Annotated in this window: 16 protein-coding genes; 8 read left to right on the forward strand and 8 right to left on the reverse strand. The window is 41.4% G+C overall.

Features of this window, described 5'->3' with window-relative positions:
• Window positions 1–269 precede the first annotated feature (269 nt).
• A complete protein-coding gene (locus tag ONE56_RS19580; RefSeq protein WP_041155233.1) occupies window positions 270–581 on the forward strand; it encodes a cupin domain-containing protein in 312 nt (103 codons plus the stop codon).
• Between the two features lie 80 nt (window positions 582–661).
• Here ONE56_RS19580 and ONE56_RS19585 read toward each other — a convergent pair whose 3' ends face one another.
• From ONE56_RS19585 to ONE56_RS19595, 3 genes are all read right to left on the reverse strand, one after another.
• On the reverse strand, window positions 662–1831 hold the full coding sequence (locus tag ONE56_RS19585) for a lytic polysaccharide monooxygenase (protein ID WP_423840800.1): 1170 nt from the start codon (window positions 1829–1831) through the stop codon (window positions 662–664).
• Window positions 1832–2050: 219 nt separating this feature from the next.
• On the reverse strand, window positions 2051–2491 hold the full coding sequence (locus ONE56_RS19590) for an Lrp/AsnC family transcriptional regulator (protein WP_041155205.1): 441 nt from the start codon (window positions 2489–2491) through the stop codon (window positions 2051–2053).
• Window positions 2492–2879: 388 nt separating this feature from the next.
• Entirely contained in the window at window positions 2880–4271 is a 1392-nt protein-coding gene (locus ONE56_RS19595; protein WP_041155204.1) for a glycoside-pentoside-hexuronide (GPH):cation symporter, read from the reverse strand.
• A 314-nt stretch (window positions 4272–4585) separates the two neighbouring features.
• On the opposite strand from ONE56_RS19595, the gene xylA reads away from it, so the two are divergent.
• Window positions 4586–5905, forward strand: coding sequence for a xylose isomerase (gene xylA, locus ONE56_RS19600; RefSeq protein WP_041155203.1), 1320 nt, complete (start codon window positions 4586–4588; stop codon window positions 5903–5905).
• 442 nt (window positions 5906–6347) lie between these two features.
• On the opposite strand, the gene ONE56_RS19605 is transcribed toward xylA, so the two are convergent.
• From ONE56_RS19605 to xylE, 3 genes are all read right to left on the reverse strand, one after another.
• Entirely contained in the window at window positions 6348–7361 is a 1014-nt protein-coding gene (locus ONE56_RS19605) for an aldose epimerase family protein (RefSeq protein ID WP_423840801.1), read from the reverse strand.
• A 70-nt stretch (window positions 7362–7431) separates the two neighbouring features.
• On the reverse strand, window positions 7432–8922 hold the full coding sequence (locus ONE56_RS19610) for an L-fucose/L-arabinose isomerase family protein (protein WP_423840802.1): 1491 nt from the start codon (window positions 8920–8922) through the stop codon (window positions 7432–7434).
• Between the two features lie 40 nt (window positions 8923–8962).
• Window positions 8963–10390, reverse strand: coding sequence for a D-xylose transporter XylE (xylE, locus tag ONE56_RS19615; RefSeq protein WP_041155200.1), 1428 nt, complete (start codon window positions 10388–10390; stop codon window positions 8963–8965).
• Between the two features lie 653 nt (window positions 10391–11043).
• Here xylE and ONE56_RS19620 point away from each other — a divergent pair.
• Together ONE56_RS19620 and ONE56_RS19625 are read left to right on the forward strand one after the other, a co-directional pair.
• Entirely contained in the window at window positions 11044–11628 is a 585-nt protein-coding gene (locus ONE56_RS19620) for a LysE family translocator (protein WP_423840803.1), read from the forward strand.
• 189 nt (window positions 11629–11817) lie between these two features.
• Complete coding sequence (locus ONE56_RS19625) at window positions 11818–12591, forward strand: siderophore-interacting protein (protein ID WP_415679422.1); 774 nt, start codon at window positions 11818–11820, stop codon at window positions 12589–12591.
• Window positions 12592–12725: 134 nt separating this feature from the next.
• Here the strand turns inward: ONE56_RS19625 and ONE56_RS19630 are convergent, their stop codons facing one another.
• Window positions 12726–13595 (reverse strand): LysR family transcriptional regulator, encoded by an 870-nt coding sequence (locus tag ONE56_RS19630; protein ID WP_041155198.1) that lies wholly within the window; start codon window positions 13593–13595, stop codon window positions 12726–12728.
• 230 nt (window positions 13596–13825) lie between these two features.
• On the opposite strand from ONE56_RS19630, the gene ONE56_RS19635 reads away from it, so the two are divergent.
• From ONE56_RS19635 to ONE56_RS19650, 4 genes are all read left to right on the forward strand, one after another.
• Window positions 13826–14974, forward strand: coding sequence for an S-(hydroxymethyl)glutathione dehydrogenase/class III alcohol dehydrogenase (locus tag ONE56_RS19635; RefSeq protein WP_041155197.1), 1149 nt, complete (start codon window positions 13826–13828; stop codon window positions 14972–14974).
• A 90-nt stretch (window positions 14975–15064) separates the two neighbouring features.
• On the forward strand, window positions 15065–15904 hold the full coding sequence (fghA, locus tag ONE56_RS19640; protein ID WP_423840804.1) for an S-formylglutathione hydrolase: 840 nt from the start codon (window positions 15065–15067) through the stop codon (window positions 15902–15904).
• A 322-nt stretch (window positions 15905–16226) separates the two neighbouring features.
• Window positions 16227–16685, forward strand: a complete 459-nt coding sequence (locus tag ONE56_RS19645) for an oxidoreductase (RefSeq protein ID WP_423840805.1) — start codon at window positions 16227–16229, stop codon at window positions 16683–16685.
• Entirely contained in the window at window positions 16682–17839 is a 1158-nt protein-coding gene (locus ONE56_RS19650) for a diguanylate cyclase domain-containing protein (RefSeq protein WP_423840806.1), read from the forward strand. The genes ONE56_RS19645 and ONE56_RS19650 overlap by 4 nt, the downstream gene beginning before the upstream one ends.
• Before the next feature lie 99 nt (window positions 17840–17938).
• On the opposite strand, the gene ONE56_RS19655 is transcribed toward ONE56_RS19650, so the two are convergent.
• Window positions 17939–18742: an HAD family hydrolase gene (locus ONE56_RS19655; RefSeq protein ID WP_423840807.1), complete on the reverse strand. Its 804-nt coding sequence runs from the start codon at window positions 18740–18742 to the stop codon at window positions 17939–17941.
• Window positions 18743–18911: the final 169 nt, after the last annotated feature.

An 18911-nucleotide genomic window follows, 5' to 3' on the forward strand; every position in this document is an offset into this window, starting at 1 on the left:
CGTTATATTGACACCACTCTGCTTCTCGCCTGTTCTGCCAACAAGTTAGAGGACAAGCCTGAAGCACGCGGATATCGTTATTTCTCTGAGCTGTGCGCAATCTAGCACATAAAAACCCTACATTTTTGATGGAAATCAATTTGTAAAAATCATGTCTATTCTGTATGAATAAATGTATGTTTGATCAAAAAAATATGCAAATGGGACGCAATTTTGTAATTTATATTGTGCGTTTGCGAGATATGTTATTAAAAATATACGGAGACCTGATGAACCTATATAAAGACTTACCCCACGACCTTGGTAAGGAGATGTTTGACGAGCTTCTGAATTATCAAACATTGCGTATCGAACGGATCGTCTCAAGAGGTCATGTATCGCCAGAAGAAGGCTGGTACGATCAAGAGGAGCATGAATGGGTTGTGATCATTCAGGGGGCAGGAGAAATTGAATTTAAAAATGGGCCCGTTAAACGACTTGAGGCAGGCGATCATATCAACATCCCTGCACACACTAAGCATAGAGTGAACTGGACAACGCCAGACAAGGAAACAATTTGGCTGGCGGTATTTTATCAATAAAACCCTGCCCATAACGATATGAGAAGGGTTTTACATTTAATCAATGAAAATTAGGCGACTAAATATAACCTGCAGGTGAATTAACGCCACACTCCCCATTCGCCAGTCGTGCCAGGCTCTTCACCACGCGTCCACCATTGCGCGGTCCACTCTTGGCCGTTATGAGTTACCATGTCACCTTGAGTATATACAGCAGTTTTATCCCATAAGTTAGTGGGCTCTACGGGAGGTGGGACGTCCGCTTTGATTAGCGATAAGGCGTAACTGAAATCTGCGCTTGGCGCTAACACTTGGTTTGCATTCAGGTTGTCGCTATCAAACATATAATGGCTCATCGCCTGATGCCATATACCGACATACCAGTCTCCAGTTTGTTGTGAGTTGAATTGATCAGCCAACTCGGCTGCCCAAGTGATTGTATTGTTGCCATTAATTGGCAGTGAAATATCTACGATCTCACTACCTGTTGCATCGAATGTACGAAAACGAATCGTATCTCCCGACGCCACTGGACCAAAACCTTGTGGGACGAAATAGCCAAGACTTGTTAGGTTGTTTACCGGGTCGACAGGATCAACTGGCGTCGAACCTCCAGAATTGGTTAATGTAATATCACTGCAGTTATAAAAGCCTTCACCCGCAGGATCAATTCGCTGCCAGCGAGTGTATAAAATGGCATCACCTGAACGATCCGATGGGAAAGTAACCTGGATACGATAACGCTTCTCTTCATCGGTATAGACATCACCAGCCGTATCGATCAACTCCAAGTCGCTCCACGTTAAAGGTTGAGTCGCATCATAGCTTGGTTTAGTAAGATAAAACTCCCAATAAGAAGGGTTATGAGGGGCTTTACCGTAAAACACTAATTCGATTTGGTTATTTTCATCGAGCGTTACATTGGTTCGTTGCCAATGTGGAGACGGAAGATTAAGCCCGTTTTTCGCCACACTGCCGGCAGAACATAACTCACCGTCACGAATGACTGCTTGAACGTGTGTCATGTCGCGATAATTGGCGACATTCGCAGAAATTTCACTGCGCTGGACAAACGGGAAGGCACCGGACTCATCGTAGGCAGCCTGACACGCTTGGTTTGGTATTTCGTCTGTCCAGAACCCACCATCTAAGTAACACGTGTGTTGACGTGCGCTCGGAAACTCAACCCAACCATGGGCACTAACATTGAAACTACTCAGTGCTGCAATCGCACCGACACTCAATAGTGGAATTGTAAGATGTGATTTCATTATTCATCCTTAAATTATCTGACTCACCGCTTAACAACAAAAGCGGTGTGCATAAAACTAGCAGGATGAAATTACTTAGCAGGTAAGAATCACGATTAGAATTGCAAGAGTGCCAAGCGCTTGCCAGAATTCCATGAGAAGCCTTCTCATACTCGACGGAGTATTTCGAGTCACTTCAAATTGACGTGCTACATAATCGAGGGCTTAGTAACTTACTCATCATCGAACATCTTTCGATGTATCCATCACGACCATCGTTGTGATGGATTTGACGTGTTCACACTCGCCTAATACATCAGCGTGAAACGCTTTGTAAGTCGCTAAGTCTTGAGTTTCAACACGCAATAAATATTCGTTGACCCCCGTAATGTTATGACACTCAACCACTTGCTTAACAAAACGAACGTGCTCCTCAAATTCTTGCTGAGCTTTTTTTGAATGTGACGATAAACCAATCGAAACGTAAGCGATAAAACCGACACCGAGTTGCTCATTGTTTAGCACCGCACGATAGCCTTTAATGACCCCTTTGCGCTCTAAATCCTGAACGCGACGTAACGTTGCGGAAGGAGATAACCCTACGCGTTCAGAAAGCTCAACATTGGACACTCTTCCATCTGCTTTCAGCTCCTGCAATATCCTTTCGTCAAACCTGTCCATGGTAACCTTTTATTGCCAAAAAAAGTAAACATGACTTGATAACAACACAATAATGCCGGTATTTCTACCATTAGTTGTCGCACCTTCTACTTAAAAAAGTTAAGGCATTGGCAAAAATCACCTATGTAAAAGAGTACGTAAAAGCATCAAAGTTGATCAAACATTCTCTTTTTGGATATATCAATCTGATAAGAAAATGATCAAAATAAATTTTTATTGTTTTATTAACCGTTGTTGAAATATATAGACTAGATTGAAAAAAAATAAAATCATTCATATAACATTGTGACAATATAGAAAAATCAGACACTATCGAGAGTTTTCAGTCCATAACTCTAAACGAAAAAAGCCCCAAAATTGGGGCTTTTTATCCATCGAAACAAACGGATTAGCCTAGTTCAACATTATGGTTAACTGGTTTCAGTTTTTCTTGTTCCTTCGCATCAAGCGTTAATAGTGCTTTTACTTGTGCCAAGCGTTGGTTGTCTAACTTATAGAACAACATGATCACTGCCAACGACATGAAAATTATCCCAGGAATCACGGTGAAGAGTAAGTTGATTGCTGTTACTGCCTCTGCAGTTTGGACTTCTGCTCCACCTACATATCCAGCAGCAGCTAGCACCCAACCTACAGCCGCACCGCCTACCGCAATACCTAGTTTGATAGCGAATAGGTTCGTTGAAAATACCATGCCACTTAATGAACGATTACTGCGTGTTTTTTCATAATCAACCACATCTGACATCATGCTCCAAAGAATCGGGGTTGTACTCATTTGTACAATACCCAATGCAATTACAAGAGCGAAAATCATAAACACATTGCTAGGCTCTACCAAATACAGCAAGGCTGACAATACACCTGACGCTAAAATTAGCACGCGATAGATTTTAGGTTTATCAAATTTACCTAAAAGTGGAGCGGAAAGGATGGCACCAATAATATTCGCTAGCATACCGCTTACCATGAAGATAGTCGCTAAGTCACTGCGTCCCATTACTGTATTAACATAGTACATGGTTGAAGCACCTTTCAATACCACGCCAGTTAGCAACACAACATTCAGAATGAACAGCACTCTCCATTGGTTGTTCTTAAACAGTAGTTGTAAATCTTTCCAAACAGATTGCTTTACTTCGTCTTCTTGAGGGACACAACGCTCTTTGGTTTGGCTAAAGCTAAAGAAAAATAGCGCTATTGCACACAGCCCCATTACACCCATTGCACCTAAATAACCTTTTTGCGTATCTCCTTGACCGATAATATCGACTAAAGGTAAAGCGACCATCGCCACTACGAGCCCACCAGCGGTGCTCAATGCAAATCGGTAAGATTGTAGCGAAGTACGTTCATTCGAGTCATTGGTTAGAGCATTTGCCATTGCACAATATGGGACGTTAATTGCGGTATACATTAAAGTTAAGAAAATATAAGAAGCGTAAGCGTATACAATTTTTCCCGTTTGACCAAAGTCAGGCGTAAAGAACGCCATCATACAAGCAACACCAAATGGTACCGCCATCCACAACAAGTATGGACGGTAGCGACCATGTTTAGATTTTGTGCGGTCAACAATGGATCCCATTAAAGGATCAGTTACCGCATCAATGAAGCGCACCAATAGGAACATGGTCCCCATATGCGCCGGTGATAGACCGTAGATATCAGTATAAAAGTAAGCAAGGAATAGCATTACCGTCTGCCATACAAAGTTACACCCTGTATCGCCGAGACCGTATGCCACCTTTTCTTTTACAGATAACTTTATCGTATTCATATACATAGCTCTCCAATTAATTTTTATCCGTTTTTAATGTTATCGATAATATGGAGATCTACAATTTGTCCAAATTCATAATAAAGTTATGATATTTCTCAAATGTGAACACAATCAGAAATTGGAATAATAGAGCTAAATAAACTAATAGATAGCCCGTACTTTTAGCTCTATACAGTCCCAAAAATGAGATCTTAAGCACAGTTAAAAAATAGGTTAATTTAAGAATAAAAAATCATAATTGTAAGAAAATTATATTTGGTAAATATTATTATAGAACGTGATTCTTTTGAAATTTAACCGGAATATCGACTATGACTGAATACTTTAAGAATATAAATAAAATAAAATTTGAGGGTAAAGATTCAACCAACCCTCTTGCATTTCGTCATTATGATGAAGATAAAATGATTTTAGGTAAGAGTATGAAGGAGCATTTGCGATTTGCAGCGTGTTACTGGCATAACTTTTGTTGGCCAGGCTCAGATGTATTTGGCGCCGGCACCTTTGAACGTCCATGGCTAAGCTCTGGTGATGCCATGGAAATGGCAAAAATCAAAGCGGATCATGCGTTCGACTTTTTCTCAAAATTAAGCATTCCTTACTACTGCTTCCATGACGTTGACGTAGCGCCAGAAGGTAATTCCATTAAAGAATACGTAAACAACTTCCAAACCATGGTCGATGTATTAGAGCAGAAACAAGAGGAAACTGGCCTCAAATTGCTTTGGGGTACAGCAAATGCCTTCTCCAACCCACGTTACATGTCTGGTGCTGGGACCAACCCTGATCCAAAAGTATTTGCCTACGCTGCGACTCAAATTTTTAATGCCATGGGTGCAACTCAGCGTCTAGGCGGCGAAAACTATGTACTATGGGGCGGTCGAGAAGGCTATGAAACTTTACTAAATACCGATCTTCGACAAGAACGTGAACAGCTTGGTCGATTGATGCAAATGGTAGTTGAACACAAACACAAAATTGGCTTTAAAGGTACGATCTTAATCGAGCCTAAGCCACAAGAACCAACCAAACACCAATACGATTACGACACTGCGACGGTCTACGGCTTCTTAAAACAGTTTGGGCTAGAGAACGAAATAAAAGTCAATATTGAAGCTAACCATGCAACGCTCGCAGGGCACAGCTTCCATCATGAAATCGCGACAGCAACATCATTAGGTATCTTTGGCTCAGTTGATGCAAACCGTGGCGACGCTCAGCTTGGTTGGGATACTGACCAGTTCCCAAACAGTGTCGAAGAAAACACCTTAGTCATGTATGAAATCTTGAAAGCAGGTGGATTTACAACTGGAGGCTTTAACTTTGACGCTCGCCTTCGTCGCCCATCTATTGACGCAGAAGATCTCTTCCATGGCCATATTGGAGGTATGGACACGATGGCTCTTTCTCTTGAGCGTGCAGCGGCTATGATAGAAAATGATGTACTAGCAAAAAACATCGCTCAACGCTATGCAGAATGGAACCAAGATCTAGGCAAGCAAATCTTAAACGGTGAGCTTAACCTAGAACAATTGGCTAACTTTGCCGTCAGCAACAACTTGTCTCCAGTAAAAGAATCAGGCCGCCAAGAGTACTTAGAAAATATTATCAACGGATTTATTTATAAATAAGCGCTAACTTATAAAATAAAACATCAAATTAAAGCCCAAGTATGTTCATAAACATGGATATACTTGGGCTTTTTACTTCTATACTCAAGTTACTTCAAGATGCTTGTTCCGTGAGAATTTACTCGCTCTTAGGTAAGGTACTATTTTTAATGTATACCCAAATAACCTCAAGGTGCTAGGTTCAGCGAGAATGACTTGGTTCACAGGCGCGGCATCGATTTGAAGAGCTAGTGGTTCTAAATCAAAAATCGTTAACACTGCATAAGAGGCAGCTTCAGAGTCTGAGTTGGGTTAATCTGCCCCTACTTTAATACATAATAGTAGTGCTACTCATAATGTGAGAGAAAGTTTAAATAGTGTTCAGTCACAGGTTTATATAGTTACATCAGATAAAAAAAGCATCACAATCTCGTATGTGATGCTTTTTTTAGAATAAGATTAATTAACGCGAACCAAACTCAAATACCGTTTTATGTGTATAACTTTTATCCGGCCCATAAATACATTCTTCTGCATGTTGGGGCATGTTGACTTGGTTTGGATAGTGCTGAGTTTCTAAACACAAGCCATCATAGGGAGAAAGAGACTGCCCTGTACGTGACACTTCTGCTGGCAAAGCATTACCTGTATAAAGCTGAATCGCATCTTGATCCGTATAAACATCCATATAAATCCCATTGCTCGGATTGTAAACTTGCGCAGCTAATCCCATCCCTTTTGTATTTAAACACCAACAATGGTCAAAGCCATTAACCAACTTCACTTGTTGATCATCTGCCGCTAACCGTTCTTTTAATTGGCAAAATTGACGCAAGTCCATGGCAGTATTCGCTACTGGGGTTGCCTCGAATGGAATGGAGTGTTCATCAATGCTTAAAAATTCATCTGCATCAATTCTTACCTCGTGGTTGACGATACTTTCATTGCCTCCTGAGAAATTAAAATACGTATGTTGTGTTAAATTGATAGGCACTACATTGTCAGCACTTGCCGTATATTCGACGTTTAGCTTATTGTCCTCTGTGAGCATATAAGATACATCAATATCAAGGTTCGCGGGGTATCCGGCCTCTCCTTGCGTGACTTTGATGGTAAATACAATGCTATTGTTAGAGTAAGACTTAACACTCCAACGTCGCTTATCAAGCTGCACACTGCCCCCATGTAAGTGATTCACGCCTTCGTTGAGGTCAAGCTCGTAGTTCACACCATTCACTTGATATTTACCTTGATAAATACGATTCGCCCAAGGGCCGACAACACTACCAATATAAGCGCTAGTCTCTAAATATTGCTCAGGTGTTTTAAAACCTAAGACAATATTCGTCAACGTACCCGACTTATCTTTTACCCACCAATCAACAACCGTCGCCCCTAAATCAGAAACAACAATTTTACTGCCCAAATCGTTCACTAGCGTATACAGGGAGAAGTCTCCCCACTTTTGATTCTTCATCAGCCTACTCCTAAATACAAAAAGTCGGAAAGCTTGTTTTTAATCTAAGCTTCCCGACTCTATTAATTGGTTAACCTAAAAACGCACACGGAATTTCAAACGGATATCTATTCCCAGCTTCTTGGTTATAGTCAATATCAGTAACACCCAATAAATTAAGAACTTGATATAAGGTCTTACCCACATGACCAAAAGCAATGCCAGCATGGTGTGGGTAGTTCTTTTGAACCAAGACATGACGATAAAATCGCTGCATTTCAGGGATAGCGAACACGGCAATCGAACCAAAGGATTGAGGATCAATCTCTAAAATGTCACCTTGTGCAACATAAGCACGCAATTGAGTATCTGCAGTGCTTTGTAAGCGGAACAAAGTGACCTCACCAGCTTTGATCTGCCCTTCTAGAGTACCGCGAGTTATATCTGGCTCTTGTCCCGGCTCCATTAAGCTATGCATGATTTTTTGAAATCTTAATTGGGAGTTTTTCATGCAGCTTGAAGCCGTGTTACCACAATGGAATCCCATGAAGAGATCTTTTGCCGTATAACTTCCCATCTTATCTTGGTTATTTTCAACCATATCTGTTGGAACCGTGTTGTTGATATCCAACAGGGTAGCTGGGTGATCGGTCGCACAAGTAATCATATATTCAGATAAAGCGCCGTAAATATCCACTTCACACGCGACAGGAATACCACGTTCAGCTAACCTTGCATTCACATAGCAAGGTACGAAGCCAAAGAACTTCTCAAAAGAAGGCCAACATTTGTTTGCGAAAATGCCAAATGTGGAAGCACCTAAATTTTGTTGATAGAAATCCAACAATGCGGCTTCATACTGAGCAAGTTTAGGTAACAAATCAGGGTAAGGATTATGGTCGCCTAGTTCAGATTCCATTTCTGAAATGATCTTCGGAATATCAGGGTGACCTTCAGCTTGCTGATAGATGTCTAACAAATCAAGTTCGCTGTTCTCCATCACCTCCACTCCGAGATCAAACAATGCTTTGATCGGTGCATTGCAAGCAACGAAATCCTGAGGTCTTGGACCAAAGCTAAATATTTTAAGCCCCTTTAAGCCTAAAATGGTACGAGCTACCGGCTTAAAGTCTGCGATCATTTGAGCAACTTCGGTTGCAGTCCCAACAGGATTCTCAGGAATATGAGGACGAATGTGACGTAAGTTAGCGCTGTAAGACGCATTCAAAACTCCACAATAAGCATCTCCTCGCGCATCTTGTAAACCACAAGTTGCTTCTTCTGCCGCAGCAGCAAACATAACAGGACCATTAAAACGCTGCGCCATTTGAGTTAACGGCCCTTCTGGACCAAAGTTTCCTAAATAAATGACTAACGAATTTAATTGCGCTTGCTCGGCTTCAGCGAGCGCTTTAAGCATATCATTTTCATTTTCTATAACCGTTTGCAATTCGACGATTTCAATATCTTGCTCAATACATGCAGCAACTACTTTTTGACGACGCTGCTCAGACAAAGAAATAGGAAAACAATCTCGGCTTACTGCCACAATACCCATTTTTACTTGTGGTAAATTAATCATAATAGACTCCAGATATAAACTTATAATATGTTAAAAATATTTATGAATTTGCGGATGAAACAGACAGTTCTTTCTCTTCACCTTTTTGATCCCACAGTTTTTCCAATTCTTCTAAAGACTTGCCTTTGGTTTCTGGGATCCAGCGATAAATGAAGTACACCGTAACAACGGCCATCGCACCGTATAACCAGAATGGAAAACCGCCATGAAATTCTTGGTATAAAAAGCTGTCTTTCGCGTTCATCATTGGGAAAGTTTGTGAAACAGCGTAGTTAGCAAACCATTGGGCAAATACAGCAATCGACAGCGCTTTAGAGCGAACCGCATTTGGGAACATTTCCGATAGTAATACCCAGGTGACAGGACCAAGCGATAAAGCAAATGCCGCGATGTACATCAATACAAAGATGATCAAGTAGCCACCAATTGCATCTAGGTAAGCGGCGGTCCCAATGGCAAGCATACTGATTGCCATTGCAGCAGCACCAATCATCATCAATGGCTTACGGCCAAATTTATCAACGGTATAAATAGCAATAACAGTAAACAGTAGATTCACAGCGCCAACTAAGATGGTTTGCAGCATCGCGACATCGGTGGACGAGGAACTAAAGCTCTTGAAAATAACCGGCGCGTAATACAAGAAAACATTAATCCCGGTAATTTGTTGCAAAACACTCAGAGTGATACCAAGTAAAAGAATAAAGAAAATGCCATGTGAAAATACACTTACATTCTTTGCTTTATCATTTAATGACGCTTTAATTTCTGCCCATTGCTTATCAAAATCATCACCTTTATTAAAGCTTGCGATCAAATTACGAGCATCTTGAAAGTAACCATTCATTGCCAACCAACGTGGTGTTTCTGGCACACCAAATAATAGAATAAAGAAAATTCCTGCAGGTAAACATTCGGAAGCAAACATATAGCGCCAACCAATTGAGAATAACCACTCATCAGAACCTAATAGCGCAATACCATAATTTACGAAGTAAACTATCAACATACCAAATATGATGGCAAATTGATTACAAGAAACTAAACTTCCTCGTTTACTTGGTGGGGCAACTTCTGCGATATACATTGGTGATACCATTGAAGCAATACCAACACCAATGCCCCCTAAAATTCGATAAATGATGAAACTAGAATATGTTGTACCAGCTATGAAGTTCAGCGTTTCTGGTAACGCTGACCCAAAGGCAGAAATGAAGAAAAGAACGGCCGCTAAAATGAGCGATTTTTTACGACCATACTTAGTGCTAACTGGGCCAGCCACGATAGAGCCAATGACACAGCCAATCAATGCTGATGATGCTGCAAAACCCAGTTCAGCAGGTGATAGGTTAAAGAAGTATTGTAAAGCTTCGGTTGCTCCAGATATAACGGCAGTGTCATAACCAAAGAGGAGCCCCCCTAAAGCAACGACTATCGTAATCTGCGTTATGCTTTTTGTATTGTACATGTTCTACCCTTTTTTATTATCGTTAACTACCATTCGATAATAAATAAGAGGGGATTTACATAAAATTACAAAAAAAAACAATCAATTTATAAAATATCACTTGTGTGACCTATATAGCAAAGTCCCCATGTTTATGATATTTAATTGAAATTAATTTTTATATGTAAATAGTTCTCAACATTGTACTTTACGGAAAGGTTTCTAAGCTTAATTTTCAATAAATTTCGTTTTATAAACATTAGTAATATTAATATTTTGCTTTCGATCACTGTTTTTATTTTAACCGAAAAAATTATAAGTTAATATTTATAGATAAATGTTAATTTTTAAATACTCACCAATCTAATCTAGTGAAACTACTTCCAAAAATTGCTTAAAGTATTTGCCTAATCTAATTAATACACTGGCACATGGTTAGCAGAAGTGCGAATCCTGTTCGAGCAAAGCGCTCAACAACGACGTTTTCTCTTCCAACCGAAACTTAAGCAATATTATTGCTAAAAATATGAAATTTATAACGTTTTATTGTGAATAAAAATGAGTATAGCTCGATAAAGGCACAATGTTGCTGGCATTTCTACTTATAGTTGTTTCTACGTTACTTATATAACTGAGCGGCTTCAATTTGGAAGCATAAAACGAAGGATTACGCTATGGAATACCATCAATTAGGCGCATTAGCACTGTTTGCGTTTGTCTCTACATTCACTCCTGGACCAAACAACATCATGCTAATGACATCCGGTGCTAATGTCGGTTTTAAACGCACTATACCCCACATGTTGGGCATTACTTTTGGCTTCGGTGTGATGTTGATACTGGTAGGTATTGGCTTGATGAGTTTGTTTCATGCCTATCCGTTTAGCCATACGATTTTAAAAATCCTCAGTTTAAGTTACTTATTGTTCCTAACGTATAAAATAGCGACCAGTTCTAACGCCGACATAAAGCATGACTTTCGCCCGATGTCTTTTATAGGCGCCGTGGCGTTTCAATGGGTCAACCCAAAAGGCTGGTCTATGGCTTTAACAGCGATTACCGTCTACAGCAGTGGAGGAATGTGGATAGAATTAGCAGTTATTGCAGGCGTATTCTGCTTAGCAAATATTCCATCCGTCACCTTTTGGACCACTGCAGGGATGCAACTTCAACGCTGGTTAACCACACCTAAGCGTACAAAAGGGTTCAACTATGGTATGGCTGCATTGCTTCTTTTGTCCACTTTCCCAATGATATAGGTCATTAACTGCATCAACGCAAAAAAACGCAACCCCGTAAGTAAGGAAGAAGAAGGTCCATTTTTCATCAGGCCCTACCTTCTTCTTCACACAAATTAACAGTGTAAATTTATATAAAGTTACTACCCTCTCTTTAGCAATACTGATAATCTAAATGAGAAAAAGAATTATTATTGAAGAATTGTAGTGATGAAAAATAAACCACAGCCTAAGGTGCTTGCTGTCACCCATACTGAGCGCATTACACCAAACATGCAGCGCATTACCTTACAAGGCGATGCGCTTAGTCACTTCCCTCAAGATTGTGAAGGTAGCTACATTAAGCTGCTATTTAATCAATCTGGCAGTACCCAGTTGGAATCCGTTTCGGAAGAAGATAAACCCATACTTCGCACCTATACCATTCGTCGCTATGACTCTCAAGCATGTACGATCGAAGTCGATTTTGTGCGCCACGAAAGCAACGACTTGCAAAGCGGCTTTGCCGCTCGCTGGGCGATAAAAGCGCAGCCAGGGGATACCATCAGCATCGTTGGCCCAGGCAGCATTTCTAACCTCAACACCGATGCCGACTGGTTCTTTATGGCTGCAGATATGACGGCACTACCCGCCCTGTCAGCAAAAATCCGCACGCTACCTGAAGATGCCAAAGGCTACGCGGTCATCAGTGTGCTGTCTTCTTCAGACATTCAACCCTTACACGCGCCAGCAGGGATGGAATTAATTTGGTTAACAGAGGGACAACCTTTAGCGGAAGCAGTCCGTGAACTGAAGTGGCAAGATGGCACGGCTGCGGTTTGGTGTGCATGTGAATTCGATTCGATGCGTGCATTACGTCAATACTTCCGCAATGAAAAAGAAGTCGAGCGCGAAAACATTTATATCAGTAGCTACTGGAAAAACGGTATCTCAGAAGACGGGCACAAAGTGATTAAGCGTGACGATGCAGAATCGAATCAGTGATCACTCATAAAAAATATAACTATAATGGCTGCAGTAAACTATCGCACATTACGAGGGTTATAATGTGGCCATTAAAATCAATATGGATATAGTCTGTGCTCGACATAAGAGAGCAGATTAAAAACGCAGCAAAATTAACAAAGCTCTTGAGCCAGAAAATCGATCAACAACCGGACCTTTGGTGAGAGATTATGACTTTGCGGATACAAAGCCCATATCCCTTCACGATCGTCGCGATAATCACTCAATACTTCGACCAGCTCACCGCTGTCTAAAGCCTCTTGAACATAATTATCGGGTAATTGCGCCAGACCCAAGCCACGTTTTGCAGCATCAACCAACGCAAATCCACTGTTGCATTTAATCCGCCCAGACACACGCAAAGACCGCTCTCTGTTTTGTTCTTTAAAGTGCCAGTAATCAACCGAGCCAACCAAACATTGATGGCGCCCGAGCTCTGATAGAGTATGAGGCTCGCCAAAACGTTCGAGATACAAAGGGCTGGCACAAACATACATTTGTCGAGATGAAAGCCGTTTTGCAACCAAGCTAGAATCTTGCAAACGACCCAGACGGATCGCCAGATCCACACCTTGCTCAATTAGATCCAGTCGCTGATTGGTTAAAATTAAATCCAAATTCACTTGCGGATATTTTTCTAAAAACTGATGCAAAAGCGGCGACAAGGTTTGTTCACCATACGTTACTGGCGCGGTGACACGAAGCACACCTTTGGGCTCAGTTTGCATTTGCGTCACTACGAGCTCAGCTAATTCCAAACCTTCAACCAAATGTTTACATTGTTGATAATAGAGTTTACCAGCTTCAGAAAGGGAGACTTTTCGGGTCGTACGATGCAGCAGCTTTACCGCAAGACGCGCTTCCAAAGCGGAAACACGACGACTAATCTGTGCCACCGAAGTTTTGAGCTTAGCGGCCGCCCCGGTGAAGCTATTGGTTTCTGCCACGGCAACAAATTCACTGACACCTTCCCAATTCGCCATCGCTTGATCCTATCAATATTTATTAGCATTCAAAAATGAGCGCGTGTGTAAAGCGGCATTATGTTACACCTTTAATTATTACACAAACGTAAAAATCATTTTCAAAAAGGACGGATTATCATTTTTATTGAAATAGATAAAATGCGTATTAGTAAAACATCAGGCGAAAATGCAAAGCTCAACTACGCTTAATGACAACGCCTACCTATTGATTAGATAAGGAAAACCTAATGGCACTTGAAATCAAACCAGGTCAAACATCGATCAAATCGAAAGCCGCTGTCGCTTGGGCAGCAGGTGAACCACTAAAAATGGAAGAAGTGGATGTACAACTGCCTAAAAAAGGCGAAGTGTTAGTCCGTATCGTAGCAACAGGCGTTTGTCATACCGATGCCTTTACACTTTCAGGTGATGATCCAGAAGGGATCTTTCCAGCAATCTTAGGTCACGAGGGTGGCGGTATTGTGGAAATGGTAGGTGAAGGTGTGACCAGCGTAGAGGTGGGTGATCACGTGATTCCACTTTACACGGCAGAATGTGGCGAGTGTAAATTCTGTAAATCAGGTAAAACGAACCTGTGTCAGGCTGTACGTGAAACGCAAGGTAAAGGTCTGATGCCTGATGGTACTAGCCGCTTCTCTATCAACGGTGAAACCATTTTCCACTACATGGGCTGTTCAACGTTCTCCGAGTACACCGTTCTTCCTGAAATCTCGCTAGCAAAAGTAAACAAAGAAGCCCCTTTGGAAGAAGTATGTCTTCTTGGCTGCGGCGTGACAACTGGCATGGGTGCCGTATTGAATACAGCAAAAGTTCAAAAAGGTGATACCGTTGCAATTTTCGGTTTAGGCGGTATCGGCCTATCGGCAATTATCGGTGCTCGTATGGCTGGTGCAAGCCGTATTCTTGGTATCGACATCAACGAGAGCAAATTCGAGCTTGCGAAGCAACTTGGTGCAACTGACCTCATTAACCCTCAAAAATTCGATAAACCAATCCAAGAAGTCATTGTTGAAATGACAGATGGTGGTGTCGACTACTCATTCGAATGTATTGGTAACGTCAATGTAATGCGTCAAGCCCTTGAATGTTGCCACAAAGGTTGGGGTGAATCGGTCATCATCGGTGTTGCAGGTGCTGGTCAAGAGATTTCTACTCGTCCATTCCAGCTCGTCACAGGTCGTGTATGGCGAGGTAGTGCGTTTGGTGGTGTTAAAGGTCGTTCAGAGCTACCGGGCATTGTAGAGCAATACTTGGCGGGTGAATTTGGTCTACAAGAATTCATTACTCACACTATGGGGCTAGAGGAAATCAACGAAGCGTTTGATCTGATGCACGAAGGTAAGAGTATCCGAAGCGTTGTCCACATGGACAAATAATTTCTGTGAAGGCTCTCCGTAGGAGGGCCTTTTCATTAACTGACTCCCAACAACCACTTCCTTAAAATTTATGTCTCTTGAGAGTGTATTATGATGATTGAAAACGTTAGCCAAACTAAAGTATTTGGAGGCTGGCATAAGCAATATACGCACGAATCCACCGCTTTGAACTGCACGATGCGCTTTGCTATTTTTCTACCGCCAAACGCAACCAAGACACAGCCTGTACCCGCGTTGTACTGGTTGTCAGGATTAACTTGTACCGATGAGAACTTCATGCAGAAAGCTGGCGCGTTTCGCATGGCTGCCGAACTCGGCATCGCGATCATTGCGCCCGATACCAGCCCACGTGGAGAAGAGATTGCGGATGATGAAAGTTACGACTTAGGTCAAGGGGCAGGATTCTACCTAAATGCGACACAAGCGCCTTGGTCATTACACTATTTCATGTATGACTATATCACCAAAGAGCTGCCTAGCATTATTGAAAGTAATTTTCCTGTTTCAGATGTAAAATCTATCTCAGGCCATAGTATGGGTGGGCATGGTGCTTTAACCATCGGCTTAAAAAATAGCCAACAATATCGGTCTATTTCAGCCTTCAGTCCTATCAGTAACCCGATGCAGTGTCCATGGGGTAAAAAAGCATTTACCGCTTACCTTGGCACAGATATCGAAAGCTGGAAGCAATACGATGCCAGTGAGCTTTTAAAACGAGCACAATCACCACTGCCGATACTGGTCGATCAAGGTGATGCCGATGGGTTCTTAAGTGAACAACTTAAGCCAGAAGCGTTAGTGTCTGCTGCCAGACTACATGATTCACCGTTTAGCTTGCGTATGCAATCTGGGTATGACCACAGCTACTACTTCATCTCCAGTTTTATTGACGATCACTTAAGCTTCCACGCTAAGCATTTGTTTGGATAATGCTTCCATTTTCTTCAGAAACCATTGCTTGACTGATAAGCCATCCTCTCACGATGGCTTTTCTTATCTAAGAAAATAAAACGTTTCAAAAACTCAGCAAGCGTTTAAATTTTAATCACTTAGTATTAATATCCCTCAGCCAAACACTACGTCTTATCACTGAATAGCATTAACCTTCAACAAACCAGTCGTTACTTTTGAACCAAAATCTGATATATAATGCATTTAGGTTGACTATATTAATAAGACCACAAATTAGTTATGACTATCAGTCATGGTTGCATAAGCAGAACAAAATAATAAAATATAACAAGGCCTTATAATGAAGAAGATAATCGCTTTGATTTTGTTGGTTTTTTCAACATTTATCTCTGCACATGAAATCGTTTTTAGTGGTTCTCAAAAAACCGATGTTTCGGTAACGCTAGAACAACTTCAGGCTTTACCCATTACCAGTTATACAACCAATTTACCTTGGATTTCTGCACCAGCTAAATTTGATGGTGTAAAGCTCAGTACTCTACTTACCCAGATCTACGGCAGTATCCCTGAATATACTGATATCGCTGGTCTCAACAATTATCACTCAATATTACCTCGTCAAGATATTCTTCGTTATGAACCAATCTTGGCTTTTAAGAAAGATGGTCAATATATAAAAATACGAGATAAAGGGCCTTATTGGGTTGTGTACCCATTAAGCAGTTACCCTGAAATAGATCGGACTGAGTATCATGCACAGATGGTTTGGCAAGTCAGTCAGATAGAAATGAAAAAATGACCAACGCAAGCACGTCTTCAGACAAAGCCCAAAAATGGCATTACTCGTCATTGAATAAACTGTTGCTGGTCATTTTCGCGGTATCTTTATTACTTGCGAACGTATTTCTGCTGCAACAAACCCGCGATTTGGCACAAAATTTTACTAAAGAACAAAAACAAGCCACTTGGTTTTTGTTTCAACTCTCGAAAGAGCTCTCTGAGTTAGTGAGTGAAGCCAGGAGGCTCGATGAAAACGTTTTGAATATTGAAGGGGCGGAACTGCAATATGAACTCGCTTGGAGCCGTTTCGACCTACTGATTAACAGTCATGACGCCTTTGAGTTTTTTAAGCGCAACAACATCCAATATTATTTTTTAGATCTGTTTGAACAATACAAAGCTCTAGAGCCACAGCTTGTTGAAGCAAAGACAGGCGACAGTCAAGCGGCAGCGATATTTTATCGGTCTACCCAAACGTTGTATCTAAATTTGGTTGATTTCGTAAACCAAAACTTTCGTCAAAGCAGTAAGGTCTACGAAGCCCAACAAGGAGAAACACAACGATTAATGCGAGCGCAATACATGTTGTTTGCTACCTTTGTGCTATCCACACTCTCGCTGATTTATTTCTTTTATCGCGAGTCTCATTTTCACAGAAAGCTGGCGCTCAGTGACCCATTGACCGGACTTGGTAATCGAAATGCTTTGTTTAATACTTTGCGAAAGTACACAAAGAATCACACCAGCTTTTCATTGTGCATTTTGGATTTAAATGGCTTTAAAGCGATTAATGATACACACGGGCATCAGGCGGGTGACTTCGTACTTAAAGAGGTCGCGAAAAGACTAAAAGCAATGCAAATGAATCATTTCACTGTTTATCGGATGGGAGGGGACGAATTTGCCGTCGTGATTGAAGGCGAAAGTATCAATGATACACAAGCACGACAACTCATTCACAACGTATTCGTCACGCCAGTTTTAGCAGTAAAACAGACCAATTCTCTGTCGACAAGTATTGGTATTGCGCATTATCCAATTGACAGTGACGATATTGACTTGCTCATAAACTATGCAGACAAGCGCATGTATAAAATGAAATTCGCAAGTAGCAAGACGTTTGAAAGTCGCCCAAAATCACAAACTGAACCGGTACCAGAGCGACAGATATAAATACAAAGCCCTACTTATGGTGATACAACCAATATATACACCTAGTCGTAAAAACTCCCTTTCCAAGCATTAGGGAGTTTTTAATATTCACAGACAAACCTAATCCAAATTAAATCGCTCCCGGAGTACGGTTAAAACGCCTGAGTCTTGATTGCTAGGTGCAGAAAATCGAGCCACCTGTTTTATCTTTTCGTGCGCATTGGCAACGGCATAAGAGTGCTCACTCACTTGTAGCATTTCAAGGTCATTCAAATAATCACCAAAGGTCATGGTTTCAGCAGGAGTAAAGCCCATGGTTTGTTGCAAAAACTCTATCGCAGCCCCTTTTGACGCTTTGGCATTCATCACATCTAGCCAAATTTTTGCACTCACCACGACTTTATGTGAATCACCAAACTTCGCATTCATGGTGGAAAAAAGCTGCTCTTCTGAGCCGTCAAAATGACAAATAGCCACTTTGATGAACTCATCGTCAACACCCAGTAAATCGTCGACACGTTCACAACGGTGGTAGTACTTCTGAAATTCTTCTAATGTTTTTTGGTCTTGATTCTCTATATATGCAGAGCGTTTGCCACACAATACGATGTGCGCCCCTTCAATGTCACGCGCCGCTGTGACGATCTCTGCCACTTCTGCTTTAGGAATGGTACAGCTATAGATTTCTTTATCCTTGTGCATCACCAACGTACCATTTTCCGCGACGTAAACAATACGGTCTTGGATAGGAGCGAACGTGTCACGTAAGCTGTAGTACTGGCGACCAGATGCCGCTGAAAACACAATGCCTTTTTGTTCTAACTGCAAAAACAAGTCGAAAAATTCTGGATCTAAGCGACCATATTGGTCAAGCAACGTACCGTCCATATCGGAGGCGATAAATTTAATACTAGCGTGTGGCATACGATAAAACTCTAACTGGTGTAAGAAATAGGAATATGGTTTAAGGTACAGGATCGTGAATGAATCTCAAGTGAAGACGCACCAGAACAATCAAGTCACTACAAGATATAGAATTTAGCGCGATGCTGCGTCTGACAGCTCAAACCACTCTCATAAAAACGAGCACCTC

This window comes from Vibrio mytili, assembly GCF_049563345.1.
Taxonomy (GTDB): domain Bacteria; phylum Pseudomonadota; class Gammaproteobacteria; order Enterobacterales; family Vibrionaceae; genus Vibrio; species Vibrio mytili.